Below are 25,833 nucleotides of genomic sequence, written 5' to 3'. Positions count from 1 at the left end.
CGTTCAAGGAAGTTCATTCTGCTCCGACATTTCACGCTGGAAGTCTGAACATGAGCCTAATGATCGCGCAATGGATGGCTGCAATCTTCCTGTTGATCAGCCTGTTCCACCTGTACTGGGCGGCGGGTGGCAAGCTCGGTAGCGAGGCGGCGGTGCCGCGAGTGCCCGGGGAGGGCGGTGGGGAATCGAGACCGGCGTTCAAGCCTTCGGGCTTTGCCACGTTGCTGGTGGCGGTCGGTTTGCTGCTGATTGCGATGCTGGTGTGCTTGCGGGTCGGCCTATACCTGCCCACGGTGCATCACTGGTCGCTGCAATGGGTGATCAGCGCCATTGCGATGCTGATGTTCGCCCGGGCGATCGGCGATTCGAACCTGATGGGCTTCTTCAAACAGGTCAAGGATTCGAAGTTTGCCCGACTCGACACCTGGGCCTATTCGCCGTTGTGTGTGGTGTTGGGGGCGGGGTTGTTGGCGGTCGCCTGGATCTGAGGTGACTGGTCTATCGCCTTCACGAGCAAGCCCGCTCCCACATTGGATCTTCAGTGTTCACACTGTCCTTGTGGGAGCGGGCTTGCTCGCGAAGAGGCCCTGTAAATCAACACACATCTCTGGCTTCAACTGCTGCTTTCTGTACGCCGACTACTCACCTCAGCCGGCACATCATCCCCCGCCATGCGCTTGCGGAACAACGCCGCCCGAGCCAGCAGCAAGGTGGTCACCGGCACCGTGATCGCCAACAGAATCGGAATCAGCCAGGCATGCAGCACCGGCCCGGACTTGAGCGCCGAAAAATAAATGATCGAAGCCAGTGCCACGCACCACGCGCCTAATGTAGACGCCAGTGCGGGCGGGTGCATGCGCTGGAAAAAATCCTTCATCCGCACCAGCCCGATCGCGCCGATCAACGCAAACAAACTGCTGAGCAGCAGCAGGATCGCCACCGGAATTTCCACCCACAGAGACAGTTCCGCGTTCATTCGATTACCTCGCCACGCAGCAGGAATTTGGCCAGGGCAAACGAGCCGACGAAACCGAACAGCGCGATCAGTAGCGCCGCTTCGAAGTACGTGTCACTGGCATAGCGAATGCCCAATGTCAGCATCATCAGCATGGCGATGATGTACAGGTAATCCAGGGCCAGTACCCGGTCCTGGGCTGACGGCCCTTTGAACAGGCGGGTCAGGGTCAGGATCATCGCCAGCGAAAAGATGAACAGGCTCAGCAAGATTGCGTTCGACAGCAGCGGGCTCATTCGAAGATCTCCATCAAGGGGCGCTCATAGGTCGCCTTGAAGTGCTGGATGAACAGCGCTTCGTCCTCCAGATCGAAGACGTGCAGCAACAGAATGCTGCGATCCAGCGCCAGTTCCGACCAGACCGTGCCGGGAACCACCGTGCAGATCATCGACAGCGCGGCCAGGCCATTAGCGTCACGCAGGTCCAGCGGCACCTTGACGAAGTGCGGGCGCGGCGGGCGGCGGCCGGCATTGAGCACGCCCCAGGCCACGGCGAGGTTGGACGCCAGCACGTCGCGACCGACGAGGAAGAACAGGCGCAGAATCACCCCCGGTCGTCGAATGCGGATCGGCAACGGCCGCAACTTGCGCATCATCAACGGTGCACAGAAGCCAAGCGCCGCGCCCAACAACAGATTGCCGGGGCTCATCGACAGGTTCAGCACCAACCACAACAACCACAGTGCCAGCGACAACCACGGCGCAGGAAACAGACGCTTCATGGTTGCACCTCCGCTATTGCGGCCTTGGCTTCCGGGCTCGGGATCGCCCGGGTGCCGAGCACCGCCATCACGTATTGCTGCGGGTTGTTCAAGACATCAGCGGTCGCTTGGGTGTAACGCAATAGCGGCTCGGCCTTGAAGGTCAGCGCAATGCTGAGGCCCAGCAGCGCGATGATCGGCACGCATTCGAAACGTCGCAGCAGCGGCGACGGCCGTTCTTCTGGGGTCCAGAAACGCTGGATGCCCAGGCGCGAGAAGGCGATCAACGACGCCAGTCCGGAGATGATCAGCAGCGCCAGCAAACCCCACGCGGCGTTCGACACCGGTTCATCGCTGCCATGGCCCAGGCCCAACGGGTTGAGCAGGGCGCTGAGCAGGCCGACCTTGCCGATAAACCCGGACAGCGGCGGCATGCCGATAATCAGCAGGGAGCAGGCGATGAAGCTCAGACCGAGGAACGCCATGGTCCAGGGGATCACCTGGCCGACCACGGCTTTCTGTTCGTCGTCGAGGTTGATGCCTTTGGGTGGTTGCAAGGATTCCATCGGTCGTGGCAGCAGGTCGCCGTCATCGAACAGCGGCATTTCATTGGCCGAACGCGAACGCTCGATCAACTCGGCCAGCAGGAACAGCGCGCTCAACGCCAGGGTCGAGCTCACCAGATAGAACAGCGCCGCGCCGATCAGGTTCGGCTGGGCGAAACCGATGGCCGACAGCAAAATCCCCGCCGACACCAGAATACTCAGGCTGGCCAGTCGCTCCAGCCGTTGCGCGGCAAGGATTGCCACGGCCGCGCAGGCGATGGTCACCATGCCGCCGTAGATCAGCCAGTCGCCGCCAAAATACGCCGACGCCCCGGCCTGACCGGAGAACAGCAGCGTCCACAGGCGCAGCAAGGTGTAGACGCCGACCTTGGTCATGATCGCGAACATCGCCGCCACCGGCGCACTGGCCGCGGAATAGGCCGGCACCAGCCAGAAGTTCAGCGGCCACATCCCGGCCTTGGCCAGGAACGCCACTGCCAGAATCGCCGCGCCGGCATGCAGCAAGCCGCGATCGGCTTCCGGCACCAGCGGGATTTTCAGCGCCAGGTCGGCCATGTTCAGGGTGCCGGTGACGCCGTAGATCAGCGCCGCGCCAATCAGAAACAGCGACGAGGCCAGCAGGTTGATCGAGATGTAATGCAACCCCGACGACACCCGCGCCCGGCCCGAACCGTGGAGCATCAAGCCATAGGACGCCGCGAGCAGCACTTCGAAAAACACGAACAGGTTGAACAGGTCCGCCGTCAGGAAGGCGCCATACAGCCCCATCATCTGGATCTGGAACAGCGCGTGGAAGCTCGAGCCGGCGCCGTCCCAGCGGGCCATGGCGAACAGCAAGGCGCTGACGCCGATGATCCCGGTCAGTACCAGCATCAGCGCCGACAGACGATCGACCACCAACACGATCCCGAACGGCACCTGCCAGTTGCCGGGCAGGTACACACCGATGGAGCCGGGAACGCCTGTCTCTTGGGTCCATTGCAGCAACAGCAACGCGATGCCCAGCCCGAGCAAACTGGAGAGTAGGTTGATCCGGGCTTTCAGCGGACGGTGTTTCTCGCCCAGCATCATCATCACGGCGGCGGTCAGCAGCGGCAGCAGAATCGGTGCAGCGATCAGGTGCGGCATCAGATTCATTCTTTAGGCTCCCGGCCATCCACATGGTCGGTACCGGTCAGGCCCCGGGATGCCAGCAGCACCACCAGAAACAGCGCGGTCATGGCGAAGCTGATGACGATTGCGGTCAACACCAGGGCTTGTGGCAGCGGGTCAGTGTAGTGCAACAGGTCCTGGGGCACGCCGTCCTTGATGATCGGTTCCTTGCCGATAAACAGGCTGCCCATGCTGAAGATGAACAGGTTGACCCCGTAGGACAGCAGGCACAGGCCCATGACCACCTGGAATGTCCGTGGTCGTAGCACCAGCCAGACGCCGGACGCGGCCAGCACGCCGATGGCGATTGCGATGACTTCTTCCATCAGACGGCTCCTTTCATGGCGACGGATTTAGGCAGGGCGGCGGTCGCGGTTTTGTGGCCCCGTACCGATTGGTGGGCGAGGGCGGTGAGGATCAATAGGGTCGAACCGACCACCACGGCGTACACGCCGACGTCGAAGAACAGCGCACTGGCGATGTGAATATCCCCCAGCACCGGCAGTTCGAAATGCCAGGTGTGGGTGGTCAGGAATGGATACCCGACCGCCATCGCCCCGAGCCCGGTGACCGTGGCGAACAGCAGGCCGGTGCCCATCCAGCGCAGCGGTCGCAGGCTCATTTGCGCTTCCACCCATTGGGTGCCGGCGACCATGTATTGCAGGATGAACGCCACCGACATCACCAGCCCCGCGACGAAGCCGCCGCCCGGCTGATTGTGGCCGCGCATGAACAGGTAGACCGACACCACAAATGCAATCGGCAGCAGCAGGCGCACCAGCACTGCCGGCACCATCATGAAACCCAGCGCGGTGTCGTTGGCGTGACGCGGGTTGACTAGATCGGTGACCACGTCGGGCGCCAGCAGGCGCTGTTGAGCGGGCAATTGCAGGCTTTCTTTCGGCGGGCGGAAGCGTCGCAGCAGGGCGAACACGGTGAGGGCCACCGCTACCAATACGGTGATTTCACCGAGGGTGTCGAAGCCACGGAAGTCCACCAGCATCACGTTGACCACGTTGCTGCCGCCGCCTTCGGGCAGGGCGCGGCTGAGGTAGAACGAAGAAATGTCGTTGGGTGTCTGGCGCGTCAGCATGGCGTAGGACAGCAACGCCATGCCGCCGCCAACCGCGATGGACAGCAGCAAGTCGCGCAGACGACGGATGCGTGCCTTGCGCAGCGTGCTAGGCAGCGGCGAGACCTCTTCGATCCGTCGCGGCAGCCAGCGCAGGCCCAGCAGGATCAATACGGTGGTCACCACTTCGACCGCCAGTTGCGTCAGCGCCAGGTCCGGCGCGGAGAACCAGACGAACGTCACGCAGGTCATCAGGCCGCACACGCTGACCATGGTCAGGGCCGCGAGCCGGTGATACTTGGCTTGCCACGCCGCGCCGAGGGCGCAGGCAATCGCCAGCAACCAGAGGGTCACGAACACGACTGAACCCGGAATCTTCGGCCGGTCACCCCAGCTCAGGCTGCTGTGGAGCATCGGAATCAACCCGGCCAACACTGCGGCAAGTACCACGAGGAACAATTGGGTTTGCAGGCGCTTGGTGCTGATCCGCCGTTCCAGCCGACGGGCCAGGCGCATCATGATCACCAGGCTGCGCTCGAACGAACGCTTGCCGTTGAACCGGCCAATGAGCGGCGGGTACTTGAAGCGTCCGCGCTTGAGCTGATTACGCAGCAGCAGATAGAGCACGATGCCGCCGGACATGGCGACCAGGCTCATGATCATCGGCGCGTTCCACCCGTGCCAGATCGCCAGGCTGTATTCAGGCAGGATGCCGCCAACCACCGGCAGTGCCGCAGCGGCCAGCAACGGGCCGACCACTTGCGCCGGGAAAATCCCCACCACCAGACAGGCGAACACCAGCAACTCTACCGGTGCGCGCATCCAGCGCGGCGGTTCGTGCGGGGTGTGTGGCAGGTCGGTGGCAGTCGGGCCGAAGAACACGTCGACCGTGAAGCGCAGGGAGTAGGCGACGCTGAACATGCCGGCGATGGTCGCGACGATCGGCAGGGTCAGCTCAACCCACGCGGTCGCATTGATGAACACGGTTTCGGCGAAGAACATCTCTTTAGAGAGGAAGCCGTTGAGCAGCGGCACGCCGGCCATGGAGGCACTGGCGACCATGGCCAGGGTGGCGGTAAACGGAATCAGTTTGATCAGGCCGCTGAGCTTGCGAATGTCCCGGGTGCCGCTTTCGTGGTCGATGATCCCGGCGGCCATGAACAGCGAGGCCTTGAACGTGGCGTGATTGAGAATGTGGAACACCGCGGCCACGGCAGCCAGCGGGCTGTTCAGGCCGAGCAGCAGGGTGATCAGGCCGAGGTGGCTGATGGTCGAGTAGGCCAGCAGGCCCTTGAGGTCGTTCTGGAACATCGCGCAATACGCGCCGAGTAACAGGGTGCAGGCCCCGGCGCCGCTGACGATGTAGAACCATTCTTCGCTGCCGGACAGCGACGGCCAAAGCCGCGCGAGGAGGAACACCCCGGCCTTGACCATGGTCGCCGAGTGCAGATAGGCCGAGACCGGTGTCGGCGCCGCCATCGCGTGGGGCAGCCAGAAGTGGAAAGGGAACTGCGCACTTTTGCTCAGAGCACCGATCAGGATCAGGGGCAGCAGAATAGGGTAGAGGGCATGTGCGCGAATCAGATTGCCGGCGGCCAGGACCTTGTCCAGGTCGTAGCTGCCGACCACATGGCCCAGCAGCATGACCCCTGCCAGCAGGCACAAACCGCCTGCGCCGGTGACCATCAATGCCATATAGGCACCGCGTCGCGCATCGGCGCGGTGATGCCAATAGCCGATCAACAGGAACGAGAAGAGGCTGGTGAGCTCCCAGAAAAACACGATCTGGATCAGGTTGCCGGAAATCACCAGCCCGAGCATGGCGCCCATGAACGCCAGGAAAAACGCGAAGAATCGCGGCACCGGATCGTCGGGTGACATGTAATAGCGGGCATACAAGGAAACGAGCGTGCCGATCCCCAGCACCAGCATCGAGAACAGCCAGGCGAACCCGTCCATGCGCAGAACGAAGTTCAGGCCCAGGCTCGGTAGCCAGAAGAACTCTTCGCGAATCACGCCGCCATGGGCGATTTGCGGGTACAGGAGGGCGACCTGGATCGTGCCAATCAAGGCAACCAGGCCAGCCAACAAAGATTCGGTATTACGCGCGTTGTGTGGCAGCAAGGCTGCGACACAGCTGCCGACAAAGGGCAGAAGCAGTAGAACTATCAGGGACATAGGCTTCTAATCTGCGGAAGTTTGTGAAGCATCATACGTGCCAGTCCCCGGATCACCAAACGCCAAGCTGTCGCAGAATCCTACAAGGTAGACGGAATAAACCTGTTTTTCATTGTTTCAGGAAGAGGGATTTCGCCTGTGCCTGCCCCTTCGCGAGCAAGCCCGCTCCCACAGTAAATCTTCAGTGAACACAAAATGTGTGTACGACAAAGATTTACTGTGGGAGCGGGCTTGCTCGCGAAGGCGATCTACCAGTCGTTCCAGATATCGAGGCCTAACCCTGTGTTTCCCGCTCCAGATCCTCTTCAACCTGAGGCACAGCCTTACCCTTGGTCTTCAACTCACTGACAATCACCGCCGCCACAATCAACCCCGCGCCCACCAGCGCAATCGCCGGCAACCGCTCCCCGGCAATCCGCCCGACAATCCCGGCCCACACCGGTTCACCGGCGTAAATCAACGTCGCCCGGGTCGGCGAGACGCTTTTTTGCGCCCAGTTCATTGCCACCTGAATCGCCGCACTCGCCGCGCCGAGGCCCAGCGCACTGCACAGCAGCAACCATGAAAAGTCCGGAATCACTTCCTGGGTCGGCACCACCAACAGGAACGACAGTACGGAAGTCACCGCCAGTTGCACCACCGTCACCCGGCGTACATCGACCTGGCCCGCATAGGTGCTGATCAAAATGATCTCCGCCGCAATCGCCACCGCGCTGATCAACGTGGCGATTTCACCGGGGCTGAAGTTGAAAGACGCGCCGGAAGGCCCCGACAGCAACATCAACCCGGTAAAGGCCAGCATGATCCCGATGCTCGGCATCAACCCCGGACGCCGTCCCAGCACCAGCCATTGCAGCAGCGGTACGAAGGGCACGTACAACGCGGTGATAAAGGCCGACTGACTGCTGGGAATGCTTTGCAAACCTACGGTCTGCAAGCCATAACCGAGCATGATCGCCACGCCGATAAAGGACCCGGCCTTGAGTTCGAACAGCGTCAGATCCCGCAGATGACGCCAGGAGAACAACGCGACAATGATCGCCGCCGCGGCAAAGCGCAGCCCGACGAAGAACATTGGCCCACTGACCGTCATCGCATGCTGGACTAACAGGAAAGTGCCGCCCCAGACCATGGTGATCAGCACCAGCACGCACTCGGCTTTGCTGAACCGCGAGAAACGGGAGGAGGTGGGGGAGGAGTTCACCGACGTCATGACCTTGCGCGCTACCTGAGGGGGACGCACAATGCGCCGAATGTTGCGCAGTATACTGCCCAACCCCACCAAGTGAGCAATATAGTGCACAAAGATTCCACGCAACGGGCTTCGGTCCTCCAGCACGTCAGCCAGAATGTTCGACGTTTGCGCCATGCTGCCGACTTGAGCCAGACCGCGCTGGCCGAAAAGTCCGGGGTCAGCCGGCGGATGCTGGTGGCCATCGAGGCGGGCGAAAAGAATGTCAGCCTGACCACCCTCGACCGCGTGGCTGAAGCACTGGACGTGGCGTTCAGTGACCTGATCCAGGCCCCGGATGCACGCGACCCGAGCCGTATCAACGAACTGGCCTGGGCCGGGACGATTCCCGGCAGCAAGGCCGTGTTGCTGGCCAAGGCCACTGCCACCCGTGAAGTCGAACTGTGGGAATGGCGCCTGGAACCGGGCGAGCATTACCCCTCGGAACCGGATGCCGAAGGCTGGAGCGAACAGCTCTACGTTTTCGAAGGTTGCCTGACGCTGATGCTCGGTGACCAGCCGCAAAAAATCAGCGCCGGTGAGTTCTTCATGTTTGCCAGTAACCAGCCCCATTCCTATCGCAATGATGGGGACGTGGCGGCGCGGTTTGTACGTAATGTGGTGATTTGACGCCACCCCAGACATGTATACCTGTTACTTCTTACAGTAGACGCCTGGCTTCGGATCCAGACAATGATGAGTGCGCCGGCGAATGGCGGCCCACTTATCAACCTCGGATTCAGCTATGTCTACTCATCACAAGAAGCCATCAACGCTTTTACCTGCACCCGTACTGTCGGTGGCTTGCGGTGACATTGTCTTTCTCGAAGATGTCCTTTCCGGCGCCCGGGTGGATATCGTTTTAAATCGGGGCGTCTATCCGGGCATCCAGGTGACCCTCGAATACAACGATGGCAACACCCCCCAGACATTCACGACGCCACTCAAGGGCGGGCTTGCCTCATTCCTGATTCCTGCCGGCGCGTTCATACGCAGTCTGTGGGTGGGGATGCGGATTCGGTACTGGGTCGACGATCCATCCCACAAAAGTGAACTGCTCGATTTGGGCGTGGCGATGCGCTTTTGAGACAGGCTCGGCTGTTGTCAGGGCAACAGCGATTGAACAAATTGCGTTTTTTTAGTTAATGTCAGTTCTTCAAAAAACATTTAACTAGTTGATTAATAACAATATTAATAAGTGGCACGACTTCTGTAACAGGTCATGGGTATTCACCCGGAACCACGGAGTCGGCCCATGACAACCTCACCCATTACCGCCCATATAATCCGCTCGGACGCCGAAGCCATCGCGGTCGCCCACAAGCTCGCCGCACGCTTTGCCGTCGAGGCCAGCGTGCGGGACCGCGAGCGTCGTTTGCCGGTCGCCGAGCTCGACGAGTTCTCCGCCAGCGGCCTGTGGGGCATCACCATTCCCAAGGCCTACGGGGGCGCCGGCGTTTCCTACGTGACCGTGGCCGAAGTGATCAAGATCATTTCCGCCGCCGACTCGTCCCTCGGCCAGATCCCGCAAAACCACCTCGGCGTGCTCGACATCCTGCTGCAAACCGCCACCGAAGAGCAGAAGCGCTATTACTTCGGCAAAGTCCTGCAGGGTTATCGCTTCGGTAACGCGTTCTCCGAAGCCAAAAGCAAAAACGCCGGGGCCTTTGAAACCCGCATCCGTTTCGACAAAGACACCGCGCAAATCGACGGCGAGAAGTTCTACTGCACCGGCGCGTTGTTCGCGCACATCGTGCCGGCGGTGGCGGTCAACGAACAGAACCAGGCCTTCATCGCGTTCATCGAGCGTGGCAATCCGGGTTTGACCGTGATCGACAGCTGGGACGGTTTTGGCCAGCGCACCACGGCCAGCGGCGCAGTGACGCTGAATGCAGTGAAGGTGCCGCTCAGCGCGGTGATCCCGGCGCACAAGGCTTTCGACGAACCCACCGCCGACGGCCCGATCTCGCAAATCATCCAGGCCGCGGTGGACACCGGCATCGCCGTCGGTGCCCTGGAAGAAACCAAACGCTATGCCCGCGAAGCCCGGCCATGGATCGACAGCCAGCAGGATCATGGCTGGCAGGACCCGTTCAGCATCGCCGCCATTGGCGACCTTGAATGGCGAGTCCACGGCACCGAAGCAATCCTCAAGAAAGCCGGCCAGGCCATCGACGCCGCGTTGCTCAACGCCAATGAAGACACCGTCGCCCACGCCTCAGTGGTTGTGGCGCAAGCCAAAGTGCTGTCCGCCGAGATCGCCTTGCTCGCCAGCAGCAAACTCTTCGAACTGGCCGGCACCCGCTCGGTGCTCGGCAAGTACAACCTCGACCGCCACTGGCGCAACGCCCGGACCCACACCCTGCACGACCCGGCGCGTTGGAAATACCACCTGATCGGCAACTACCTGCTCAACGGCATGAAGCCTGCGCGCCACGCCTGGAACTGAGGAGCCCACCATGAACGCCTTGACCCAACCGATTGCCGCCGGGCAGCCCCTGGCCAAAAGTCAGCATGACCTGCACAACGCTCGCAGCCTGCTTGATGCGACCCTTCGTTTCGTCCGCCAGCAGGCCGATGCCACGAATGATCCTTACGTCATCAGCCGTTTCGGCGATTTGCAGATTCGTATCGAAGTCGCTGCCGCGCTGCTCGAACGCGCTGATGACTTTCTGAATGGTGATGAAGACGATACCGAAATCAGCGTCGCCATCGCCGAGTCGCATCTCGCCAGCGCAGACGCGCTCAATGCCGTCAGCAACGCCGAATTTGAACTCACAGGCCAACGCACCGCATTGCGAGGATCACTGGATGATCCGCTGCGCTGGAAGCTGCACCTGATCGGCAACTTTCGCCTCAACGGCATCCATCCCCCAAGCTTCAGGAGTGCTGTTTGATGGCCCGTGAAATTCGTCTCAACGCCTTTGACATGAACTGCGTCGGCCACCAGTCGCCGGGTTTGTGGGCGCATCCACGGGATCGCTCGTGGCAGTACAAGGACCTGGCGTACTGGACCGATCTGGCGAAAATCCTCGAACGCGGCAAGTTCGACGGTTTGTTCATTGCCGACGTGCTGGGCATTTATGACGTCTACAACGGCAACGGTGACGCGGCGATTCGTCAGGCGGCGCAAGTACCGGTCAACGACCCGCTGCAACTGATCCCGCCGATGGCGCTGGTCACCGAACATTTGGGTTTCGGCCTGACCGCGTCATTGTCCTTCGAGCATCCGTATCCGTTCGCCCGACGCCTGTCGACCCTCGATCACCTGACCAAGGGCCGCGCTGGCTGGAACATCGTCACCTCCTATCTGGAGAGCGGCGCGAAGAACCTCGGCCAGAAAGCCCAGACCGAACACGACGCCCGTTATGACTTTGCCGAAGAGTACCTGGAGGTTTGCTACAAGCTGTGGGAGGGCAGTTGGGAAGAGGGCGCCATCCTGCGGGATCGCGAGCGGCGGATATTCAGCGACCCGAGCAAAATCCACGAAATCCGGCACGTCGGTAAACACTTCCAGGTGCCGGGCATTCACCTCTGCGAACCTTCGCCGCAACGCACGCCCGTTCTGTATCAGGCCGGTGCATCGAGTCGCGGCAAGCAGTTCGCTGCCGAACATGCCGAGTGCGTGTTCGTCGCTGCGCCGTCGAAGGTGCTGCTGAAGAAGACCGTCGCCGATATCCGTCGTCGTGCCGCCGAGGCCGGGCGCGATCCGTCGAAGATTCTTATCTTTAATCTGCAAACGGTGATCCTCGGCGAGACCGACGCCAAGGCCAAAGCCAAGTTCGAGGAATACAAAACCTGGGTCAGCTACGAAGGCGCCATGGCGTTGATCTCCGGTTGGACCGGCATCGATTTCAGTCAATTCAAGCCGGATGAACCGCTCAAGCACGTGCACACCAATGCGATTCAGTCGGCGGTGGAAGCGTTCTCCACGGCCGACCCGAACAAGGTCTGGACGCCCAATGAACTGGCCGATTGGGTCGGCATCGGCGGGTTTGGACCGTTGTTTGTCGGCAGCCCCGAGACCGTCGCCGATCTGCTGCAGGAGTGGGTCGAAGAGACCGACGTGGATGGCTTCAACCTGGCTTATGCGCTGACCCACGAAACTTTTATCGATGCAGTGGAACTGCTGGTGCCGGAGCTCCAGAAGCGCGGGGTGTACAAGACCGAATACGCACCGGGAACCTTGCGCGAGAAGTTGTTTGGCGAAGGGGCGCGACTGCCGGATATCCATCCGGGCGCCGGTTATCGTGACCTCGCGGCGTTGCGGCAGCAGGAGAAGAAGGTGGTGTCTGCGTAGACGCCTTCGCGAGCAAGCCCGCTCCCACACTGGTTCGGCGGTGATTTACAGATTTCAGCCCAGCGGACCACCGCACGCTTTTGCCCATGACATAGAGGTCAACCCATGAGCGTGCATGAACTCAAACGTCCGCCAGTCGCGGACACCACGGAGTGGCGGGTCAAGCGGCCCAAGGCCCTGGAGCAATTGCGCCACTGGGCGCAGGTCAGTCCGTTGCAGCCGGCGTTGCGGCACAAGCGTCACGGTCAGTGGTTTGTCTGGCGCTGGATCGATGCCTTGCGCGATGTCGAGCGTTTGGCCGATGGCCTTCGTCAGCAGGGATTTACCGAAGACTCGCGGCTGGCGCTGAGCGGCGGCTTCGAACCGAATCTGTTGCTGCTGGCCCTGGCGGCCGAGCACATCGGCGGTGAAGTGCTGACGATCCCGGACAACCTCGACCCTGAAACGCTGCACAAAACCCTATGGCACAGCCGCCCCACCCACGCCTTCGTCCACGGACGGCAGACGCAACAACGCTGGATCAACCAGGGCCAATCACTGCTCGATTTTGCCGAACTGCTCGGCTCGGCAGAACCCCCGCAGCGCCTGCGTTTGGGCGCATCCGCCGCGCAGTTGTGGAGCGAAGAGGGCACGCAATGGCAGAACGGCCTGGCCGTGTTATTCGAGCTATGGCTCGGCAGCGGCCAATCCCTGGCCTTCCCGGAAAGCCCCGGCAGCGCCAGCCGCGACCGTCGTGAAGTGGCGCCCTCGGGATTGCTGCTGTCGACCGAGCGCCTGCAACTGCTGGCGACTGAAATCGACACCCGCCTCGCGCCGGTCGGAACCTGGCGTCGGCGCCTCTGCGACTGGGCCATCGCCCACCCGCAAAGACCGCTGCAACGCCTGATCAAAAACCGTGTCCGCCGTTTGCTGGGCTTTCACAACCTGCATTTCATCTGGCAAGCCACTCGCACCCCCAACGTTCAATCCGCGCCGACCTGGCTCGCTGAATTCAAACGGGACATCGCATGAGCTCGACCGATTCCATCCTGCAAGTCAGCGGTATTTCCCTGTCCTTTAAAGGCGTGAAGGCGATCAACGAGCTGTCCTTCGACGTACGTCGGGGCGAGATCTGCGCGCTGATCGGCCCCAATGGTGCCGGAAAGAGTTCGCTGCTCAACGTGCTGAACGGCGTGTACCGCTTCGACGCAGGTTCAATCGTGTTCGAACAACAACCGTTCAAACGCATCGATCCGCTCACGGCCGCGCGCCGGGGTATTGGTCGCACGTTCCAGAACAACGCGCTGTTCAAGAAGATGAGCGTGATCGACAACATCCTCACCGGCCTGTCCCGGCATCTGCGCAGCAGCTTCATCGAACAGGCCTTGGGTTTGCCGCGGGCACGGCGCGAAGCCGAAGCCTTTCGTCAGCAGGCCCAGGGCATTCTCGAGTTTCTTGAACTGCAAGCCCACCGCGATGTGCCGGTGGGCACTCTGTCTTACGGCCTGCAAAAGCGAGTGGAACTAGGCCGCGCCTTGATCGCCGGTCCCAGCCTGTTGTTGCTCGACGAACCCATGGCCGGGATGAACGCCGAAGAGAAACAGGAAATGGCCCGGTTCATCGCCGACATCAACCGCGACCTCGGCACCACCGTGGTGTTGATCGAGCACGACATGAGCGTGGTCATGGGCCTGTCCGACCACGTGGTGGTGCTCGATTACGGGCGCAAGGTCGGCGACGGCACGCCCGCCGAAGTCCAGGCCAATCCGCAAGTGATCGCCGCGTATCTGGGAGTGGTGCACTGATGACATTCTTCTTGGAAACCCTGCTCGGCGGCCTGCTCGCCGGGACCATGTATTCCCTGGTCGCCATCGGCTTCGTGCTGATCTACAAGGCCAGCGGCGTGTTCAATTTCGCCCAGGGCGCGATGCTGCTGTTCGCCGCACTGACCTTCGTCAGCCTGCACGACCAAGGCGTGCCGTTTGCCTTGGCTCTGTTGCTGACCGTCGTGGTGATGGTCATCGGCGCGCTGCTGATCGAGCGGCTGGTGCTGCGGCCACTGGTCAATCGTTCGCAGATCACCTTGTTCATGGCCACCCTGGGTCTGTCGTTCATCATCGAAGGCCTGGCGCAAGGCTTGATGGGGTCGCAAGTGCGGGCGCTGGATCTGGGCATCGACGACGTGCCGCTGTTTATCGGCGAGATGATGGTCAGCCAGTTCGACCTGATCGCCGCCGCTGTCGCCATCGTGTTGGTGACGGTGCTGGCGCTGCTGTTCAACAAGACCCGCATCGGCGTGTCTTTGCGCGCAGTGGCGGATGACACCACCGCCGCGCTGTCGATTGGCATCAACCTCAACCGCATCTGGCAGATCGTCTGGGCCGTGGCCGGCATTGTCGGCCTGGTCGCCGGGCTGCTCTGGGGCGCGCGGCAAGGGGTGCAGTTCTCGCTGTCGTTGGTGGTGCTCAAAGCGTTGCCGGTGTTGATCATCGGTGGCTTCACTTCGATTGGCGGCGCGATTGTCGGCGGGTTGATCGTCGGCGCGGCGGAGAACCTCGCCGAGGTCTACATCGGCCCGTTGATCGGCGGCGGCATCACCCCGTGGTTCGCTTACGTCCTGGCCCTGGCCTTCCTCTACATCCGTCCCGCCGGCCTGTTCGGCGAGCGCGCCATCGAGCGAGTCTGAACCCATGTCGATTTCCCTTACCCGCGAAACCGCGCCGGCGGTGTTGGTCCAGCGTCGCATTCCCTTCGGATTGCCGGGCCTGTTGTTGATTGCTTTTGTCGTCGTTCCACTGATCGGCAACGACTATTGGCTGAACGCGATTCTGATTCCGTTTCTGGTGTTGTCCCTGGCCGGTCTTGGCCTAAACCTGCTCACCGGTTACACCGGCCAGACTTCGGTCGGCGCGGCCGGGTTCATGGCGGTCGGCGCCTTCGCCACGTACGGTTTTTTGTTGCGTCTGCCAGACCTGGGCCTGCCGGTGGCACTGCTGGGCGGCGGATTGATCAGCGCCGTGGTGGGTTTCGTGTTCGGCCTGCCGAGTTCGCGGATCAAGGGTTTTTACCTGATGGTGACGACCCTGGCAGCGCAGTTTTTCCTCGAATGGCTGTTCGTCAAACTCCCCTGGTTCTACAACTACGGATCGTCCGGGACCATCTCCGCGCCGAAACTGGCGCTGTTCGGCCATGACCTGAACACGCCGCTGGGTCGTTATCTGCTGACCCTGACCACCGTGCTGCTGTTGACCTGGGTTGCGGTGAACCTGGTGAAAAGCCAGATCGGCCGCAACTGGATGGCGATCCGTGACATGGACACCGCCGCAGCGGTCATCGGCATTCCGGTGGTGCGCTACAAACACCTGGCGTTCGCCGTGAGTTCGTTCTACCTCGGCATCGCCGGGGCGCTATGGGCCTTCGCTTATCTGGGCACCGCCAGCGCCAGCAGCTTCGATATCAATCGTTCGTTCCAGATCCTGTTCATCATCATTATCGGCGGCATGGGCAGCATCGCCGGCAACTTCGTCGGCGCGGCATTTATCAGCCTGTTGCCGATCCTGCTCAGTCACGCCGGGCAAGCCGTGTTCGGCGGTTCAGTGGACGCCGGGCAACTGCAGAACCTGCAAAAAATCATCTTCGGCGTGCTGATCATTGTGTTCCTGATCAAGGAACCGGAAGGCCTGATCCGCCTGCTGAGCAACCTTCGTGAACGGCTGAGTCACTGGCCGTTGCGCTTCTGAATTCCTCCCACTTATTAGAGAGACAACATGCGTGCATCCTTGAAACGTTCCCTGGCCAGCGCCGCGTTGACGCTGGCGGTTTTCGGCAGTGCGGTACCGGTGGTTCAGGCATCGCCGGACCAGCAGTTCTTCCCGTTGGCCACTTACCGGGTCGGTGCCTACGCCTCCAGCGGTGTGCAGGTTTGGGCCGGCATGCTCGATTACCTGAACTACATCAACGATGTGGAAGGCGGGATCAATGGCGTGAAACTGGTCTGGCAGGAATGCGAAACCGAGTGGACGGCGGAGAAGGGCATCGAGTGCTACGAGCGCTTCAAGAAGGGCCTGGATGGCGCCCCGGTGGCGATCTATTCGCCTAACGGCGCACCGGCGGCTTATGCCCTGAGCGAGCGTGCCGAGGTGGACAAGATCCCGCTGATCACCCTCGGTTACGGGCGCACCGAAGCCACCGACGGCACGGTGTTCCCCTACAACTTCCCGGTGATGCTGACCTTCTACAGCGAGGCGTCGAGCCTGATCAATTACATCGCCCAGCGCGAGGGCGGTTTCGACAAACTCAAGGGCAAGAAGATCGCCACGGTGTACCACGACTCGGCGTACGGACGGGAAACCCTTGGCCCGCTGAAACTGCTGGCCGAGAAGTACGGCTTCGAGAACATCCAGATCCCGGTGGCCGATCCGGGCAACGAGCAATCGGCGCAATGGCGACAGATTCGTCAGGTCAACCCGGACTGGGTGTTCCTGCGCACCTGGGGCGTGTCGACACCAGTAGCAGTCAAGACCGCCGCGCGGTTCGGCTTCCCGGTGGACCACATCGTCGGTGACATCTGGGCCAGTTCCAGCGAAGACGTGTTGCCCGCCGGCGCCGCCGCCAAGGGTTATCTGGCGCTGACGCCATACCCGGCCGGCGCTGATTTCGAGATCCACAAACGCCTCAAGCAACACATCCTCGACAAGGGCAAGAGCGACCTCAAGGACCTGAAGAATTTCGGCAGCGTCTACTACAACTCCGGGCTGGTGAACGCCGCCGTGATGGTGGAAGCGATCCGCACCGCCCAGGGCAAATTCGGCAAGCGTCCGCTCAACGGCGAGGAAGGTCGCTGGGGCCTGGAACACTTGAACATCGACGACGCGCGGCTCAAGGACATTGGCTACTTCGGCCTGATGCAGAACCTCAAGCTGTCTTGCAAGGATCATGAGGGCGGCGGTTCGGCGCGGGTGCAGCAGTGGGACGGCGCCAACTGGACGCTGATCAGCGACTGGATTGCCGCCGACCGCGCCTTGCTGCGGCCCCTGATCGATGAAAAATCCGCCGCGTTCGCCAAGGAAAAAGGCCTGACGCCACGCACCTGCAACGGGGATGAATGACCGATGAGCCAAGCCGCCAGCGACATTGCTGTCCATGACCTGCTGCAAGTCAATGACATCGAGGTGATCTATGACGGGGCGATCCTGGCCGTGGCCGGGGTGTCGCTGACGGTGCCCAAGGGCGGCATTGTCGCGTTGCTGGGTGCCAACGGTGCCGGCAAAAGCACCACCCTCAAGGCGATTTCCGGGCTGGTGCGGGCCGAGCGGGCGCAGGTCAGTCGCGGCACGATCGAGTTTCTCGGGCGCGACACGGCAGGCGTCGATCCGAGCCTGCGGGTGCGCCAGGGGATGGTGCATGTGCTGGAGGGGCGACATGTGTTCCCGCAACTGACAGTCGAGGACAACCTGCGCAGCGGCGGCTTCGTGCGACGCTTGAGTCGACAGGACATGGCGCGGGATCTGGAGCGGATCTACGCCTGGTTTCCACGCCTGAAAACCAAGCGCAAGACCCAGGCCGGGCTGACCTCCGGGGGCGAGCAGCAGATGGTTGCCATTGGCCGGGCGTTGATGACGCGTCCTACTTTGGTACTGCTTGATGAACCTTCCATGGGTTTGGCGCCTATTATCGTCCAGGAGATTTTCGAGATCGTTGCCCAGCTCAATCGCGAGGCGCAGGTGAGCTTCCTGATTGCCGAGCAAAACATTAATGTGGCGCTCAAGTACGCATCCAAGGCCTACGTGCTCGACACCGGCCGCGTGGTGCTGTCCGGCAACAGCGAGGACCTGCTGGCCCGGGGCGATCTGCATGACTTTTATTTAGGCAAACACTGATCAGTGAGAACGGCATGACTGAAACCCAAAACGGACAGGCGACCGACGCCATCCGTCACGCGGACATCCTGATCGTTGGCGGCGGCCTCAGCGGCGCGATGCTGGCGGCGCAACTGTTGCGCCTGCCCGGCAAGCGTCAAGTGCTGGTGATCGAGCCCCGCGCCGAACTTGGCCGGGGCGAGGCCTACAGCGCCGTGGAGTTGGGCCATACGCTCAACGGCAATGCGGCGCGCATGAGCGTCGATCCGGACAATGCAGATGATTTGACCCAATGGCTGACCGAATACATCGCGGCCGGCGGCTGGCCGGAGTCGGACCAGCAACATGTGCCGATCAGCGAATTGTTCCCGCCTCGGGGGCTGTTTGGTGTGTACGTGCAGCAGCGCCTGGCCGAAGCACAAGCGGTGGGGGCGTTGAACGGTTCAACGGTTGAGCATGTGCGCGCCGAGGTGGTGGATCTGCAGACTGAAGACGATTCGGTACGATTGACCTTGAGTGACGGCCAGCGCTTGCAGGGCGCTTTTGCGGTGTTGGCGACGGGGATGTTTCCCGCCGCGCGCACACCGCAAACCGAGTCCAGCGGCTTGAATGCTGCGGCGCTCGATCCGTGGGATGTGGCCGCCATGCAGCAGCTCGATCCGCAGTCGACGGTGCTGATCATCGGCTCGGGCCTGACCATGGTCGATGCCGTGGTGTCGCTGGAACAGGCCGGGCATCGCGGGCCGATCGAAGTGTTTTCCCGTCACGGGTTGCTGCCGCATGTGCGGCGACAACCGCCGGCCTGGGCGGATTTTCTCGCCGAGGATCAGAGCATTCGCACGCCGCGTCAGTTGGTGCACGAGCTGCGTCGGCATTGTCGGGACGCCATCGCCCAGGGCATTGACTGGCAGGCGCCGCTCGATACGGTGCGGGCGCATATCGGTCGGTTGTGGAATCAGGCGACGGACGTGCAGCGTCGGCAATTCGTGCGGCATGTGCGGCCGTGGTGGGAGAGTCATCACCATCGCTCGCCACCGCTCAGTGCCGCACTGGTGGAACGGCTGCACAAGGAAGGGCGGTTGCGGATTCAGGCGGCATCGTTCAAAGGGCTGGAGCCCTCAGTGAATGGCGAAGTGAACATCCGTATTCGGCGGCGTGGCGAGGCGCACACCACGGTCGTCAGTGGCGCGGCATTGATCAACTCCAGTGGCATCGAATACGACTGGCGAAGGGTTGCCCGGCCGTTGCCGCAACAACTGCTGGCACGCGGGTTGGTGAGACCGGGGCCTTTGGCGCTGGGCATTGCTGCTGAGGTTGATGGTGCAGTGCTGGGCGCAGGCGGGCAGGTCGCTCATCGTTTGTTCGCCATGGGCCCACCGTTGCGCGGCATGTGGTGGGAAAGCACTGCGGTGACCGATGTGGCGAGCCAGGCCAAGGCATTGGCGGCACGATTGGCAGGCTGAACCTTCAAACACAAGAAACCCCGGGTAGATTGGATCTATCCGGGGTTTCCTGTTTCAGGCGGCGCAAAGCCGTTGATCAATAACGCTGATATTTCGAACCGAACTCGGGACGGTTTTCAGCGACGTACAGTTTGGATTGTTCAGCGTTTTGTTGCAGGTTCACGCTGCCTTTGCGTTCAGTGTCGATACCGACGGTGTTCACATTCAGCGTTGCCGGTTGGCTGACGTCAGCCGCTGCAACGATTTGCGAAGTGGCGTGCGGTGCAGCGATGGCGGATGTAGCGCCAAGAACCGACAGGGCGAAACCAAGACCGATGATGCTTTTCATGATGCAGCTCCAGGAGAGTGGGGAGAAGATGGGTCCACTGTAGGGCTGGAGCGCCGTGATGAGAAAACACCCTTGCGCATAGTTGTTATCGAGAGCGTTGATCCATCATCAGCGCGGTGTGTGGTCGCTTAGCCAACGCTGTTTGAGTTGATCCAGGCGTCCGTCGCGGTTCATCTCGTCCAGTGCCTGCTGCCAGCGCGCCACCCGGCGAGCATCGGTCTGCGGGGAAAACGCAATGTAAGTGCCTTGCTTCATGAGCGGCATTTGATAGTGCAGCTGGCTGGGTGGCAGTCCCTCTTCCCGGGCCATGGCGGCGATGGAAAGGGTGTCGGCCACTACAAATTCGGCGCGGCCCAGGCGCGCCAGCCGCATCATTTGTTCGGGCGTTTCCACGCCGTACAGATTGTTCAGACCCTGCTTCTGCAAGTAGCTGTAGGCCAGCCATTTTCGCGGGACGGCAATCCGGCCCAGGCTGCCGGCTTCCAGCAAACTGTGGACCGGTGGTTGGTTGCTGCCGGTGGAATACAGCGCCGTTTCCACTTCCATCAGCGGACCGACCCACTGGTACTGGCCATCGCGCTCGGCGGTGCGAAACACGGTAAACACCCCGGTGGCAGGCTCGTTCGTGGCGACATGCAAGGCGCGCAGCAAAGGGACTTGTTGAAAGTGCACCTGATCGCCGGCGCGTTCGGCCAGCGCCTGCACCACCTCCACGCCAAACCCCACCAGCTCGCCACCTTGCTGAAAGTGCAGGGGCGGATGGTTGTCGGTGAGCAGGTTCAGATCGGCCGCGGCCGCGGTCAATGTCAGTAAAGACAACAGACAACCGGCAATGCGCTTCATGAATCGTCCTTGATGAAATGAAGCGCAAAGCTTAGTACGAGCGTACGGCAACTGTCCCGAGGAATTGTCGGGGCTTTTGCGTCAGACCTCAGGATTTATGGGCTCGACAATCAACTGTGGGAGCGGGTGCCGTGCTCCAATCCTCAATAACTCAAGGCAGTTTTACCGGCATTGCTCTGGAACGCACCGATAGCCTTGACCACTCCCAGGACAATCAGGGTGATGCCCAACGCTTCTGGAACCGTGGGCCACCGATAGTAGAAAAACAGACCCAGGCACGTCGCGAACACCATCTCCAGTGACAACAACTGGCTGGCCAGTGTCATGGGAAGGCGTTGCGAAGCGATGGTCCAGGCCCACGCACCCCCGATCGACGCCACTGCCGCGAGTACAAACGCGGGAAGGTAAAGGTGGCTGATAGCGGCTTGCCCGAAGCCGAGCGAGGGGGCGTTGAACAACTCCAGGGCAGTACCCACCGGCATGAACATGAGCGTCTGGACGCTACCGCCAATCATCATCATCGCCGTCCAGACCCAGGCATTCGTGCCGGGCCTTTTGGCGAGGGCTTTTTGATTGGCCAGTCCAAACCAGGTCCACAGTGCGACGGCCCCGATGGATGCGCCGATCCCGATGGCCAGCGTGGAGTGTGATTGACCCTCGAACTGGGCGATGTTCTGGCCGTTGACCAGCAACAAGCCGAGCGAAGCCAGCGCAAAGGGCACTTGCAGCACGCGCCAGGAAATCCCGCCGTGCACATTTGCGCCGATGGCCAGCACGATGGGCACGAGCCCTAAAAACGCGGGCGCGACGACGGGACCGGCGTAGGTGGCGGCGATGACGACGGCCACGAAATATCCCACATACCCGATGAATCCCAGGCCGGCAGTGACGAGCCAATCATTGAAGGTCATGCGCCTACAGGCTTCGATATTCATCATCAGGATCACGACGCCGATCAGCCCGGAAATGATGAATCGGCACGCGGCCAGGTCAAATATCGAATACTCACCAATGAGCAACGGGGCGACAAAGTTCATCGACCAGGTCAGCGCCGCCAATACCGCTGCGCTCACACCTGTGATGGATAACTGCTGGATGTGTGAATTGCTCATCGCCGCCCTCTGTCGCCGTATTTAAGTTTGGGAGTGGTATTTCCTTTCCCATTGCGCCGAGCGGATGCGCTTCCCTTTACAAGAATTCTCAAGCATGTCAAAACAAATTGGAATTCATCGTTTTTTACAAAAATCTGTTCCATTTCGGAACATATAGGGGCACGTATGGACCGTTATAGCGACATGGCGATCCTGGTCGCTGTGGTTGATGCGTGCGGCTTTTCGCCCGCTGCGCGCAAGCTCAAGATGACCCACTCGGCAATCAGTAAAAGGGTTCAGCGCCTGGAAGAGCGGCTCGGCACGCAATTGCTATTGCGCACGACCCGAACAATGACGCTGACGCAGGCGGGAGAAAGGTATGTGCAGGCCGCCCGGCCAATCCTGGAGGACATACTGGCTTTGGAAGTGGCCGTTGTGCATGAATCAGATGCGCCGCGAGGGACGATAAAGGTGTCTGCGCCCAATGCGCTCGGTCAGTACCACGTTGTGCCGGCCCTGATTGATTTTATGCGGCTGTATCCTGAGATAAAGATTGATTTGAACCTGACAGACGCCCTTATCGACATCCGGTATGAGCGCATTGACGTGGCGATACGAAGCGGTGAGTTATCCGATCCAAGCCTCGTCGCTCATAAACTGAGTTCAAACCCGCGCATTGTTTGCGCCGCTCCGGCTTATCTCGAAGCCCATGGGGTTCCTGTCGAACCGGGCGAGCTCGCTGAGCATCTCTGCTTGAAACTCAATTTTGAAAGCCGGTTCAACGATTGGGAGTTACGCGCGCCTTCCACCAGGTCGATCCGGATCGAGGGTGGATTTACCTGCAACAGTCTTGAAGCTATTCGCTCGGTTTGCCTGGCGGGTGCGGGCATCGCTCGTCTGCCCGAGTACATGGTGAAGGAGGATGTGAAAGCCGGGCGCCTGATACCGCTGCTGGAGGCGTTTTCACTTCCAACCACCTCCGCCATTTATGCGCTCCGGCCGGCTGGCGATTATGTTCCGGCCAGAACGCGAGTGCTGATCGCATTTCTCGCGGAGCGCCTCACGGCAGCGAGCTTGAGTGAACGCGGACGCTCATAAACGCGAGTGGAGTCCAGTGCGCACACAGCAAAAAGCCCGGGAGATCCGGGCTTTGGGGTGTTACGGAATGCCTGGCAATCAGTAGCGCTGATATTTCGAACCGAATTCGGCACGGTTTTCTGCAACGATCACACCACCGCGCACGGCGTTGCTCGGGCTGATTGCGGCAACACGTTCGCGCAGTTCCTGCAGGCGATCGGCACCGCCCTCGGCTACGCGATTTTCGATCAGGCGGTCGGAACCACCTTCCGCCACACGTTCACGCAGTTCTTGCAGACGATCAGCACCACCCTCGGCAACGCGATTCTCGATCAGACGATCAGAACCCCCTTCCACCAGCAGCGGCTGGCTCTGGCTGTAGGACACAGCACTCGGGGTGTTGGCCGAAGCCAGGTTCGACAGGCCGAGGCCGCCAACCAGTGCCAGACCGAGTGCCAGGGACGAGACTTTCGAGAAATTGAACATGGGTGATTCTCCGTGCGCTTGAGTTTGAGTGGGTCAGTAGCGGCGAGTGGGTTCGTGCTATCTGGTGTTCACAGTTAAACGCTCGGGTGTATCGCGGATGTGTGCTTGAACGCGACGAAATCGGCATCTGCGTATCTGTCGTGGCTTCTTATACAAACGGATACAAAACCCTTTGAAAAATCCGCACTACTATTTCCGGATCGATCCCGGTGTCGCGGAGTTCCCATGGCAGAGCCTATTGATGTGAATCGCAGGATGTTCCTCGGCAGGGCCGCCCTGAGCATCGCCATCGCGGGTGTTGCTGCCGCGCAGTGGAACTCCATGGGCATCGCCCACGCTGCCGACGCCAAAGTCCCGACCCTCGGGCCGATCAAGCAGATCGACGCAGGAGAACTGAATGTCGGTTACTACGAGGCGGGGCCGAAGGACGGCCCGGCGGTGCTGCTTTTGCACGGCTACCCCTATGACATTCACAGCTACATAGACGTGGCACCGCTGCTGGCGGCCAAAGGTTGTCGGGTTATCGTGCCGCACTTGCGCGGGCATGGTTCGACGCGTTTTCTCGAGGCGGCCACACCGCGGTCGGGTCAGCAATCGGCGGTGGCCAGCGACATGCTCGCGCTGTTGGATGCGCTGAAGATCGAGCAAGCGACGGTGGCCGGCTATGACTGGGGCGCCCGCACTGGCTGCATCATGGCGGCGCTTTGGCCGGAACGGTTGACGGGTTTGCTGACGGTCAACGGCTACCTGATCCAGGACCTGGTGCGTAACGCGACAGTGCCGCTGCCGGCCAAGACCGAGCAGAGCTGGTGGTATCAATATTACTTCGCCACCGAACGCGGTCGCGCCGGGCTGACCGCCAACCGCGCGGACATCGCGCGCATTCTCTGGACCACCAATTCACCACGCTGGCCCTACGACGAGGCGACCTTCGCGCGCACGGCGGCGTCGTTCGAGAATCCCGACTACGTCGATATCGTGATCCACAACTACCGCTGGCGCCTGAGCCTGGCGCCGGGTTATCCAAAATTCGAAGCGCTCGAGAAACGCCTCGCACCGCTGCCGATGATTGGCGTGCGGACGTTGAATCTGGAGGGCGGCGCCGACGGTGTCGTACCGGCCACCGATGGCACGATGGCCGCGACCAAGTTCAGCGGCGCGTATTCGCATCGGGTGATCGACGGCGCCGGGCACAACTTGCCTCAGGAAGCACCGCAGGCCTTTGCCGATGCCGTCATGGAGCTGGTGGCCGCCCGTCAGTGATTCACCTTCGGCTGCACGCGCAGGTCATCAAATCATCGCTTACAGCGCAGCCACATCAATCACCGCATCGGCAAACGCCTGCGGTGCTTCCTGGGGCAGGTTGTGCCCGGCGTTCGGCACCTGACGGTGAATCCGCTTGCCGGTGAAACGCTTGGCCGTGGCTGAACCATCGCTCGCCGGGTAGTTGCCATCGGTCACGCCGTCGAGGGTGATCGCCGGCATGGTGATGGGCGGCAGGGCGGCCAGGCGCTTTTCGATGTCGACGTAAGCCGGGTAACCCTCGGCCAGACCGAGGCGATGGCGGTAGGAGTGAATCACCACATCGACATAATCCGGGTTGTCGAAAGCGACTGCGGTGCGCGCCAGGGTCGCGTCGTCGAAATTCCAGCCCGGCGAGTTGCGGGTCCAAATGACTTTGGCGATGCCGGTGCGGTCAGCCGTCAAGCCGAGGCGGCCGCGTTCGGTCTGAAAGTAATACTGATACCACAGGCCCGATTCGAGCTTCGCCGGGATCGGCGCCGTCGCGTGGGCGATGTCCTGCACCAGGTAGCTGTTGACGCTCACCAGCCCGGTGCAGCGTTCCGGCCACAGTGCGGCGGCAACGCAAGCAGCACGTCCGCCCCAGTCGAAACCGGCGAACACGGCGGTCTTGATCTTTAGAGCATCCATCAGCGCGATGACGTCGGCGCCGATCGCCCCTTGTTGCCCGGAGCGCGGGGTTGCCGCGTCGATAAACCGCGTGGTGCCATGACCCCGAAGGTGCGGCACGATCACCCGGAAACCGCGCGCCACCAGAATCGGTGTGACTTCTTCAAAGCTCTGAATGCTGTAGGGATAGCCGTGCAACAACACCACCACCGGAGCGGTTTTCGGACCCGCCTCGTTGTAGCCGATGTCGAGGACGCCGGCGCGAATCTGTTTCATCGGCATCAGCGCGTTAGCAGGTTTGGCCGGTGCTGTTGCCGCCTGGGCCGTACCGACGTTCAGCCATTGGCTCGCGGCAAGGCTCGCCGCGCCGATCCCGGCGATTTGCAGGAAGTGTCGGCGTTTGCTGTTGATGGTGTCTGACATGGGGAACCCTCAATCTGTGGCGATGACGCTGGAGAGACAATCCCTCCAAACCATGCTCCACAGTTGAACCCGGCGACGTATCTGGCCGGTTTCAAAATGGCGGTCGGGTTCAAGCTCATGTATCGCAGGGGCCGGGAGACACACTGCGATACATGGCGAT

The 25,833-nt window shown here is 61.4% G+C and carries 27 protein-coding genes; 15 read left to right on the top strand and 12 right to left on the bottom strand.

From position 1 onward, the window contains the following. The first annotated feature begins 50 nt into the window (after positions 1 to 50). Complete coding sequence (locus tag ACA055_RS17935) at positions 51 to 488, top strand: DUF3995 domain-containing protein (RefSeq protein ID WP_497679872.1); 438 nt, start codon at positions 51 to 53, stop codon at positions 486 to 488. Between the two features lie 125 nt (positions 489 to 613). On the opposite strand, the gene ACA055_RS17930 is transcribed toward ACA055_RS17935, so the two are convergent. From ACA055_RS17930 to ACA055_RS17900, 7 genes are all read right to left on the bottom strand, one after another. Continuing rightward, positions 614 to 976: a Na+/H+ antiporter subunit G gene (locus tag ACA055_RS17930; protein WP_497679871.1), complete on the bottom strand. Its 363-nt coding sequence runs from the start codon at positions 974 to 976 to the stop codon at positions 614 to 616. After that, a complete protein-coding gene (locus tag ACA055_RS17925) occupies positions 973 to 1,251 on the bottom strand; it encodes a K+/H+ antiporter subunit F (protein ID WP_497679870.1) in 279 nt (92 codons plus the stop codon). Before ACA055_RS17925 ends, ACA055_RS17930 begins: the two co-directional genes overlap by 4 nt. Continuing rightward, positions 1,248 to 1,736 carry a Na+/H+ antiporter subunit E gene (locus ACA055_RS17920; RefSeq protein ID WP_497679869.1) on the bottom strand — a complete coding sequence of 163 codons (489 nt, stop codon included), beginning with the start codon at positions 1,734 to 1,736 and terminating at the stop codon, positions 1,248 to 1,250. The genes ACA055_RS17925 and ACA055_RS17920 overlap by 4 nt, the downstream gene beginning before the upstream one ends. Next, positions 1,733 to 3,418, bottom strand: a complete 1,686-nt coding sequence (locus ACA055_RS17915) for a monovalent cation/H+ antiporter subunit D (RefSeq protein WP_497679868.1) — start codon at positions 3,416 to 3,418, stop codon at positions 1,733 to 1,735. Before ACA055_RS17915 ends, ACA055_RS17920 begins: the two co-directional genes overlap by 4 nt. Further along, on the bottom strand, positions 3,415 to 3,759 hold the full coding sequence (locus ACA055_RS17910) for a Na+/H+ antiporter subunit C (protein WP_003202835.1): 345 nt from the start codon (positions 3,757 to 3,759) through the stop codon (positions 3,415 to 3,417). The genes ACA055_RS17915 and ACA055_RS17910 overlap by 4 nt, the downstream gene beginning before the upstream one ends. After that, complete coding sequence (locus tag ACA055_RS17905) at positions 3,759 to 6,683, bottom strand: monovalent cation/H+ antiporter subunit A (RefSeq protein ID WP_497679867.1); 2,925 nt, start codon at positions 6,681 to 6,683, stop codon at positions 3,759 to 3,761. Before ACA055_RS17905 ends, ACA055_RS17910 begins: the two co-directional genes overlap by 1 nt. A 274-nt stretch (positions 6,684 to 6,957) precedes the next feature. Further along, on the bottom strand, positions 6,958 to 7,986 hold the full coding sequence (locus tag ACA055_RS17900; RefSeq protein WP_497679866.1) for a DMT family transporter: 1,029 nt from the start codon (positions 7,984 to 7,986) through the stop codon (positions 6,958 to 6,960). Between ACA055_RS17900 and ACA055_RS17895 the strand changes: the two genes are divergently transcribed. The 12 genes from ACA055_RS17895 (at position 7,981) to ACA055_RS17840 (ending at position 19,514) form a co-directional block, all read left to right on the top strand. Continuing rightward, positions 7,981 to 8,544, top strand: a complete 564-nt coding sequence (locus tag ACA055_RS17895) for a helix-turn-helix domain-containing protein (protein WP_497679865.1) — start codon at positions 7,981 to 7,983, stop codon at positions 8,542 to 8,544. The genes ACA055_RS17900 and ACA055_RS17895 overlap by 6 nt on opposite strands. Before the next feature lie 115 nt (positions 8,545 to 8,659). Then, positions 8,660 to 9,001, top strand: a complete 342-nt coding sequence (locus tag ACA055_RS17890; protein ID WP_497679864.1) for a hypothetical protein — start codon at positions 8,660 to 8,662, stop codon at positions 8,999 to 9,001. A 168-nt stretch (positions 9,002 to 9,169) separates the two neighbouring features. Continuing rightward, on the top strand, positions 9,170 to 10,363 hold the full coding sequence (locus ACA055_RS17885; RefSeq protein ID WP_497679863.1) for an SfnB family sulfur acquisition oxidoreductase: 1,194 nt from the start codon (positions 9,170 to 9,172) through the stop codon (positions 10,361 to 10,363). Positions 10,364 to 10,373: 10 nt separating this feature from the next. Next, positions 10,374 to 10,811, top strand: coding sequence for an acyl-CoA dehydrogenase (locus ACA055_RS17880; protein WP_497679862.1), 438 nt, complete (start codon positions 10,374 to 10,376; stop codon positions 10,809 to 10,811). Beyond that, positions 10,811 to 12,214, top strand: coding sequence for an LLM class flavin-dependent oxidoreductase (locus ACA055_RS17875; RefSeq protein ID WP_497679861.1), 1,404 nt, complete (start codon positions 10,811 to 10,813; stop codon positions 12,212 to 12,214). Before ACA055_RS17880 ends, ACA055_RS17875 begins: the two co-directional genes overlap by 1 nt. Before the next feature lie 105 nt (positions 12,215 to 12,319). Then, entirely contained in the window at positions 12,320 to 13,225 is a 906-nt protein-coding gene (locus tag ACA055_RS17870) for an AMP-binding protein (protein ID WP_497679860.1), read from the top strand. Then, positions 13,222 to 13,998 carry an ABC transporter ATP-binding protein gene (locus ACA055_RS17865; RefSeq protein ID WP_497679859.1) on the top strand — a complete coding sequence of 259 codons (777 nt, stop codon included), beginning with the start codon at positions 13,222 to 13,224 and terminating at the stop codon, positions 13,996 to 13,998. The genes ACA055_RS17870 and ACA055_RS17865 overlap by 4 nt, the downstream gene beginning before the upstream one ends. Then, on the top strand, positions 13,998 to 14,879 hold the full coding sequence (locus ACA055_RS17860) for a branched-chain amino acid ABC transporter permease (RefSeq protein WP_497679858.1): 882 nt from the start codon (positions 13,998 to 14,000) through the stop codon (positions 14,877 to 14,879). The genes ACA055_RS17865 and ACA055_RS17860 overlap by 1 nt, the downstream gene beginning before the upstream one ends. Positions 14,880 to 14,883: 4 nt before the next feature. After that, positions 14,884 to 15,933: a branched-chain amino acid ABC transporter permease gene (locus ACA055_RS17855; RefSeq protein ID WP_497679857.1), complete on the top strand. Its 1,050-nt coding sequence runs from the start codon at positions 14,884 to 14,886 to the stop codon at positions 15,931 to 15,933. A gap of 27 nt (positions 15,934 to 15,960) precedes the next feature. Then, complete coding sequence (locus tag ACA055_RS17850; RefSeq protein ID WP_497679856.1) at positions 15,961 to 17,301, top strand: ABC transporter substrate-binding protein; 1,341 nt, start codon at positions 15,961 to 15,963, stop codon at positions 17,299 to 17,301. Between the two features lie 3 nt (positions 17,302 to 17,304). Further along, entirely contained in the window at positions 17,305 to 18,072 is a 768-nt protein-coding gene (locus ACA055_RS17845) for an ABC transporter ATP-binding protein (protein WP_497679855.1), read from the top strand. A 14-nt stretch (positions 18,073 to 18,086) separates the two neighbouring features. Next, positions 18,087 to 19,514 (top strand): FAD/NAD(P)-binding protein, encoded by a 1,428-nt coding sequence (locus tag ACA055_RS17840; protein WP_497679854.1) that lies wholly within the window; start codon positions 18,087 to 18,089, stop codon positions 19,512 to 19,514. A 76-nt stretch (positions 19,515 to 19,590) separates the two neighbouring features. Here ACA055_RS17840 and ACA055_RS17835 read toward each other — a convergent pair whose 3' ends face one another. The 3 genes from ACA055_RS17835 to ACA055_RS17825 all read right to left on the bottom strand — a co-directional run bounded on the left by ACA055_RS17835 (position 19,591) and on the right by ACA055_RS17825 (position 21,797). Further along, positions 19,591 to 19,842 (bottom strand): hypothetical protein, encoded by a 252-nt coding sequence (locus ACA055_RS17835; RefSeq protein ID WP_497679853.1) that lies wholly within the window; start codon positions 19,840 to 19,842, stop codon positions 19,591 to 19,593. Between the two features lie 108 nt (positions 19,843 to 19,950). Then, positions 19,951 to 20,685, bottom strand: a complete 735-nt coding sequence (locus tag ACA055_RS17830) for a substrate-binding periplasmic protein (protein WP_497679852.1) — start codon at positions 20,683 to 20,685, stop codon at positions 19,951 to 19,953. A gap of 143 nt (positions 20,686 to 20,828) precedes the next feature. Beyond that, on the bottom strand, positions 20,829 to 21,797 hold the full coding sequence (locus tag ACA055_RS17825) for a DMT family transporter (protein ID WP_497679851.1): 969 nt from the start codon (positions 21,795 to 21,797) through the stop codon (positions 20,829 to 20,831). Positions 21,798 to 21,962: 165 nt separating this feature from the next. On the opposite strand from ACA055_RS17825, the gene ACA055_RS17820 reads away from it, so the two are divergent. After that, the gene (locus ACA055_RS17820) at positions 21,963 to 22,874 is read left to right on the top strand and encodes a LysR family transcriptional regulator (protein ID WP_497679850.1); all 912 of its coding nucleotides are present in this window, start codon (positions 21,963 to 21,965) and stop codon (positions 22,872 to 22,874) included. Positions 22,875 to 22,952: 78 nt separating this feature from the next. Here the strand turns inward: ACA055_RS17820 and ACA055_RS17815 are convergent, their stop codons facing one another. Continuing rightward, a complete protein-coding gene (locus ACA055_RS17815; RefSeq protein WP_497679849.1) occupies positions 22,953 to 23,339 on the bottom strand; it encodes a hypothetical protein in 387 nt (128 codons plus the stop codon). A 225-nt stretch (positions 23,340 to 23,564) separates the two neighbouring features. On the opposite strand from ACA055_RS17815, the gene ACA055_RS17810 reads away from it, so the two are divergent. After that, complete coding sequence (locus ACA055_RS17810) at positions 23,565 to 24,602, top strand: alpha/beta fold hydrolase (protein WP_497679848.1); 1,038 nt, start codon at positions 23,565 to 23,567, stop codon at positions 24,600 to 24,602. Positions 24,603 to 24,641: 39 nt separating this feature from the next. Here the strand turns inward: ACA055_RS17810 and ACA055_RS17805 are convergent, their stop codons facing one another. Further along, positions 24,642 to 25,673: an alpha/beta fold hydrolase gene (locus ACA055_RS17805; protein WP_497679847.1), complete on the bottom strand. Its 1,032-nt coding sequence runs from the start codon at positions 25,671 to 25,673 to the stop codon at positions 24,642 to 24,644. Positions 25,674 to 25,833 lie beyond the last annotated feature (160 nt).

This window comes from Pseudomonas sp. LBUM1657 (assembly GCF_059716075.1).
The sequence above is the reverse complement of the archived record's forward strand: the minus strand, read 5'-3'. Positions and strand labels throughout refer to the sequence as shown.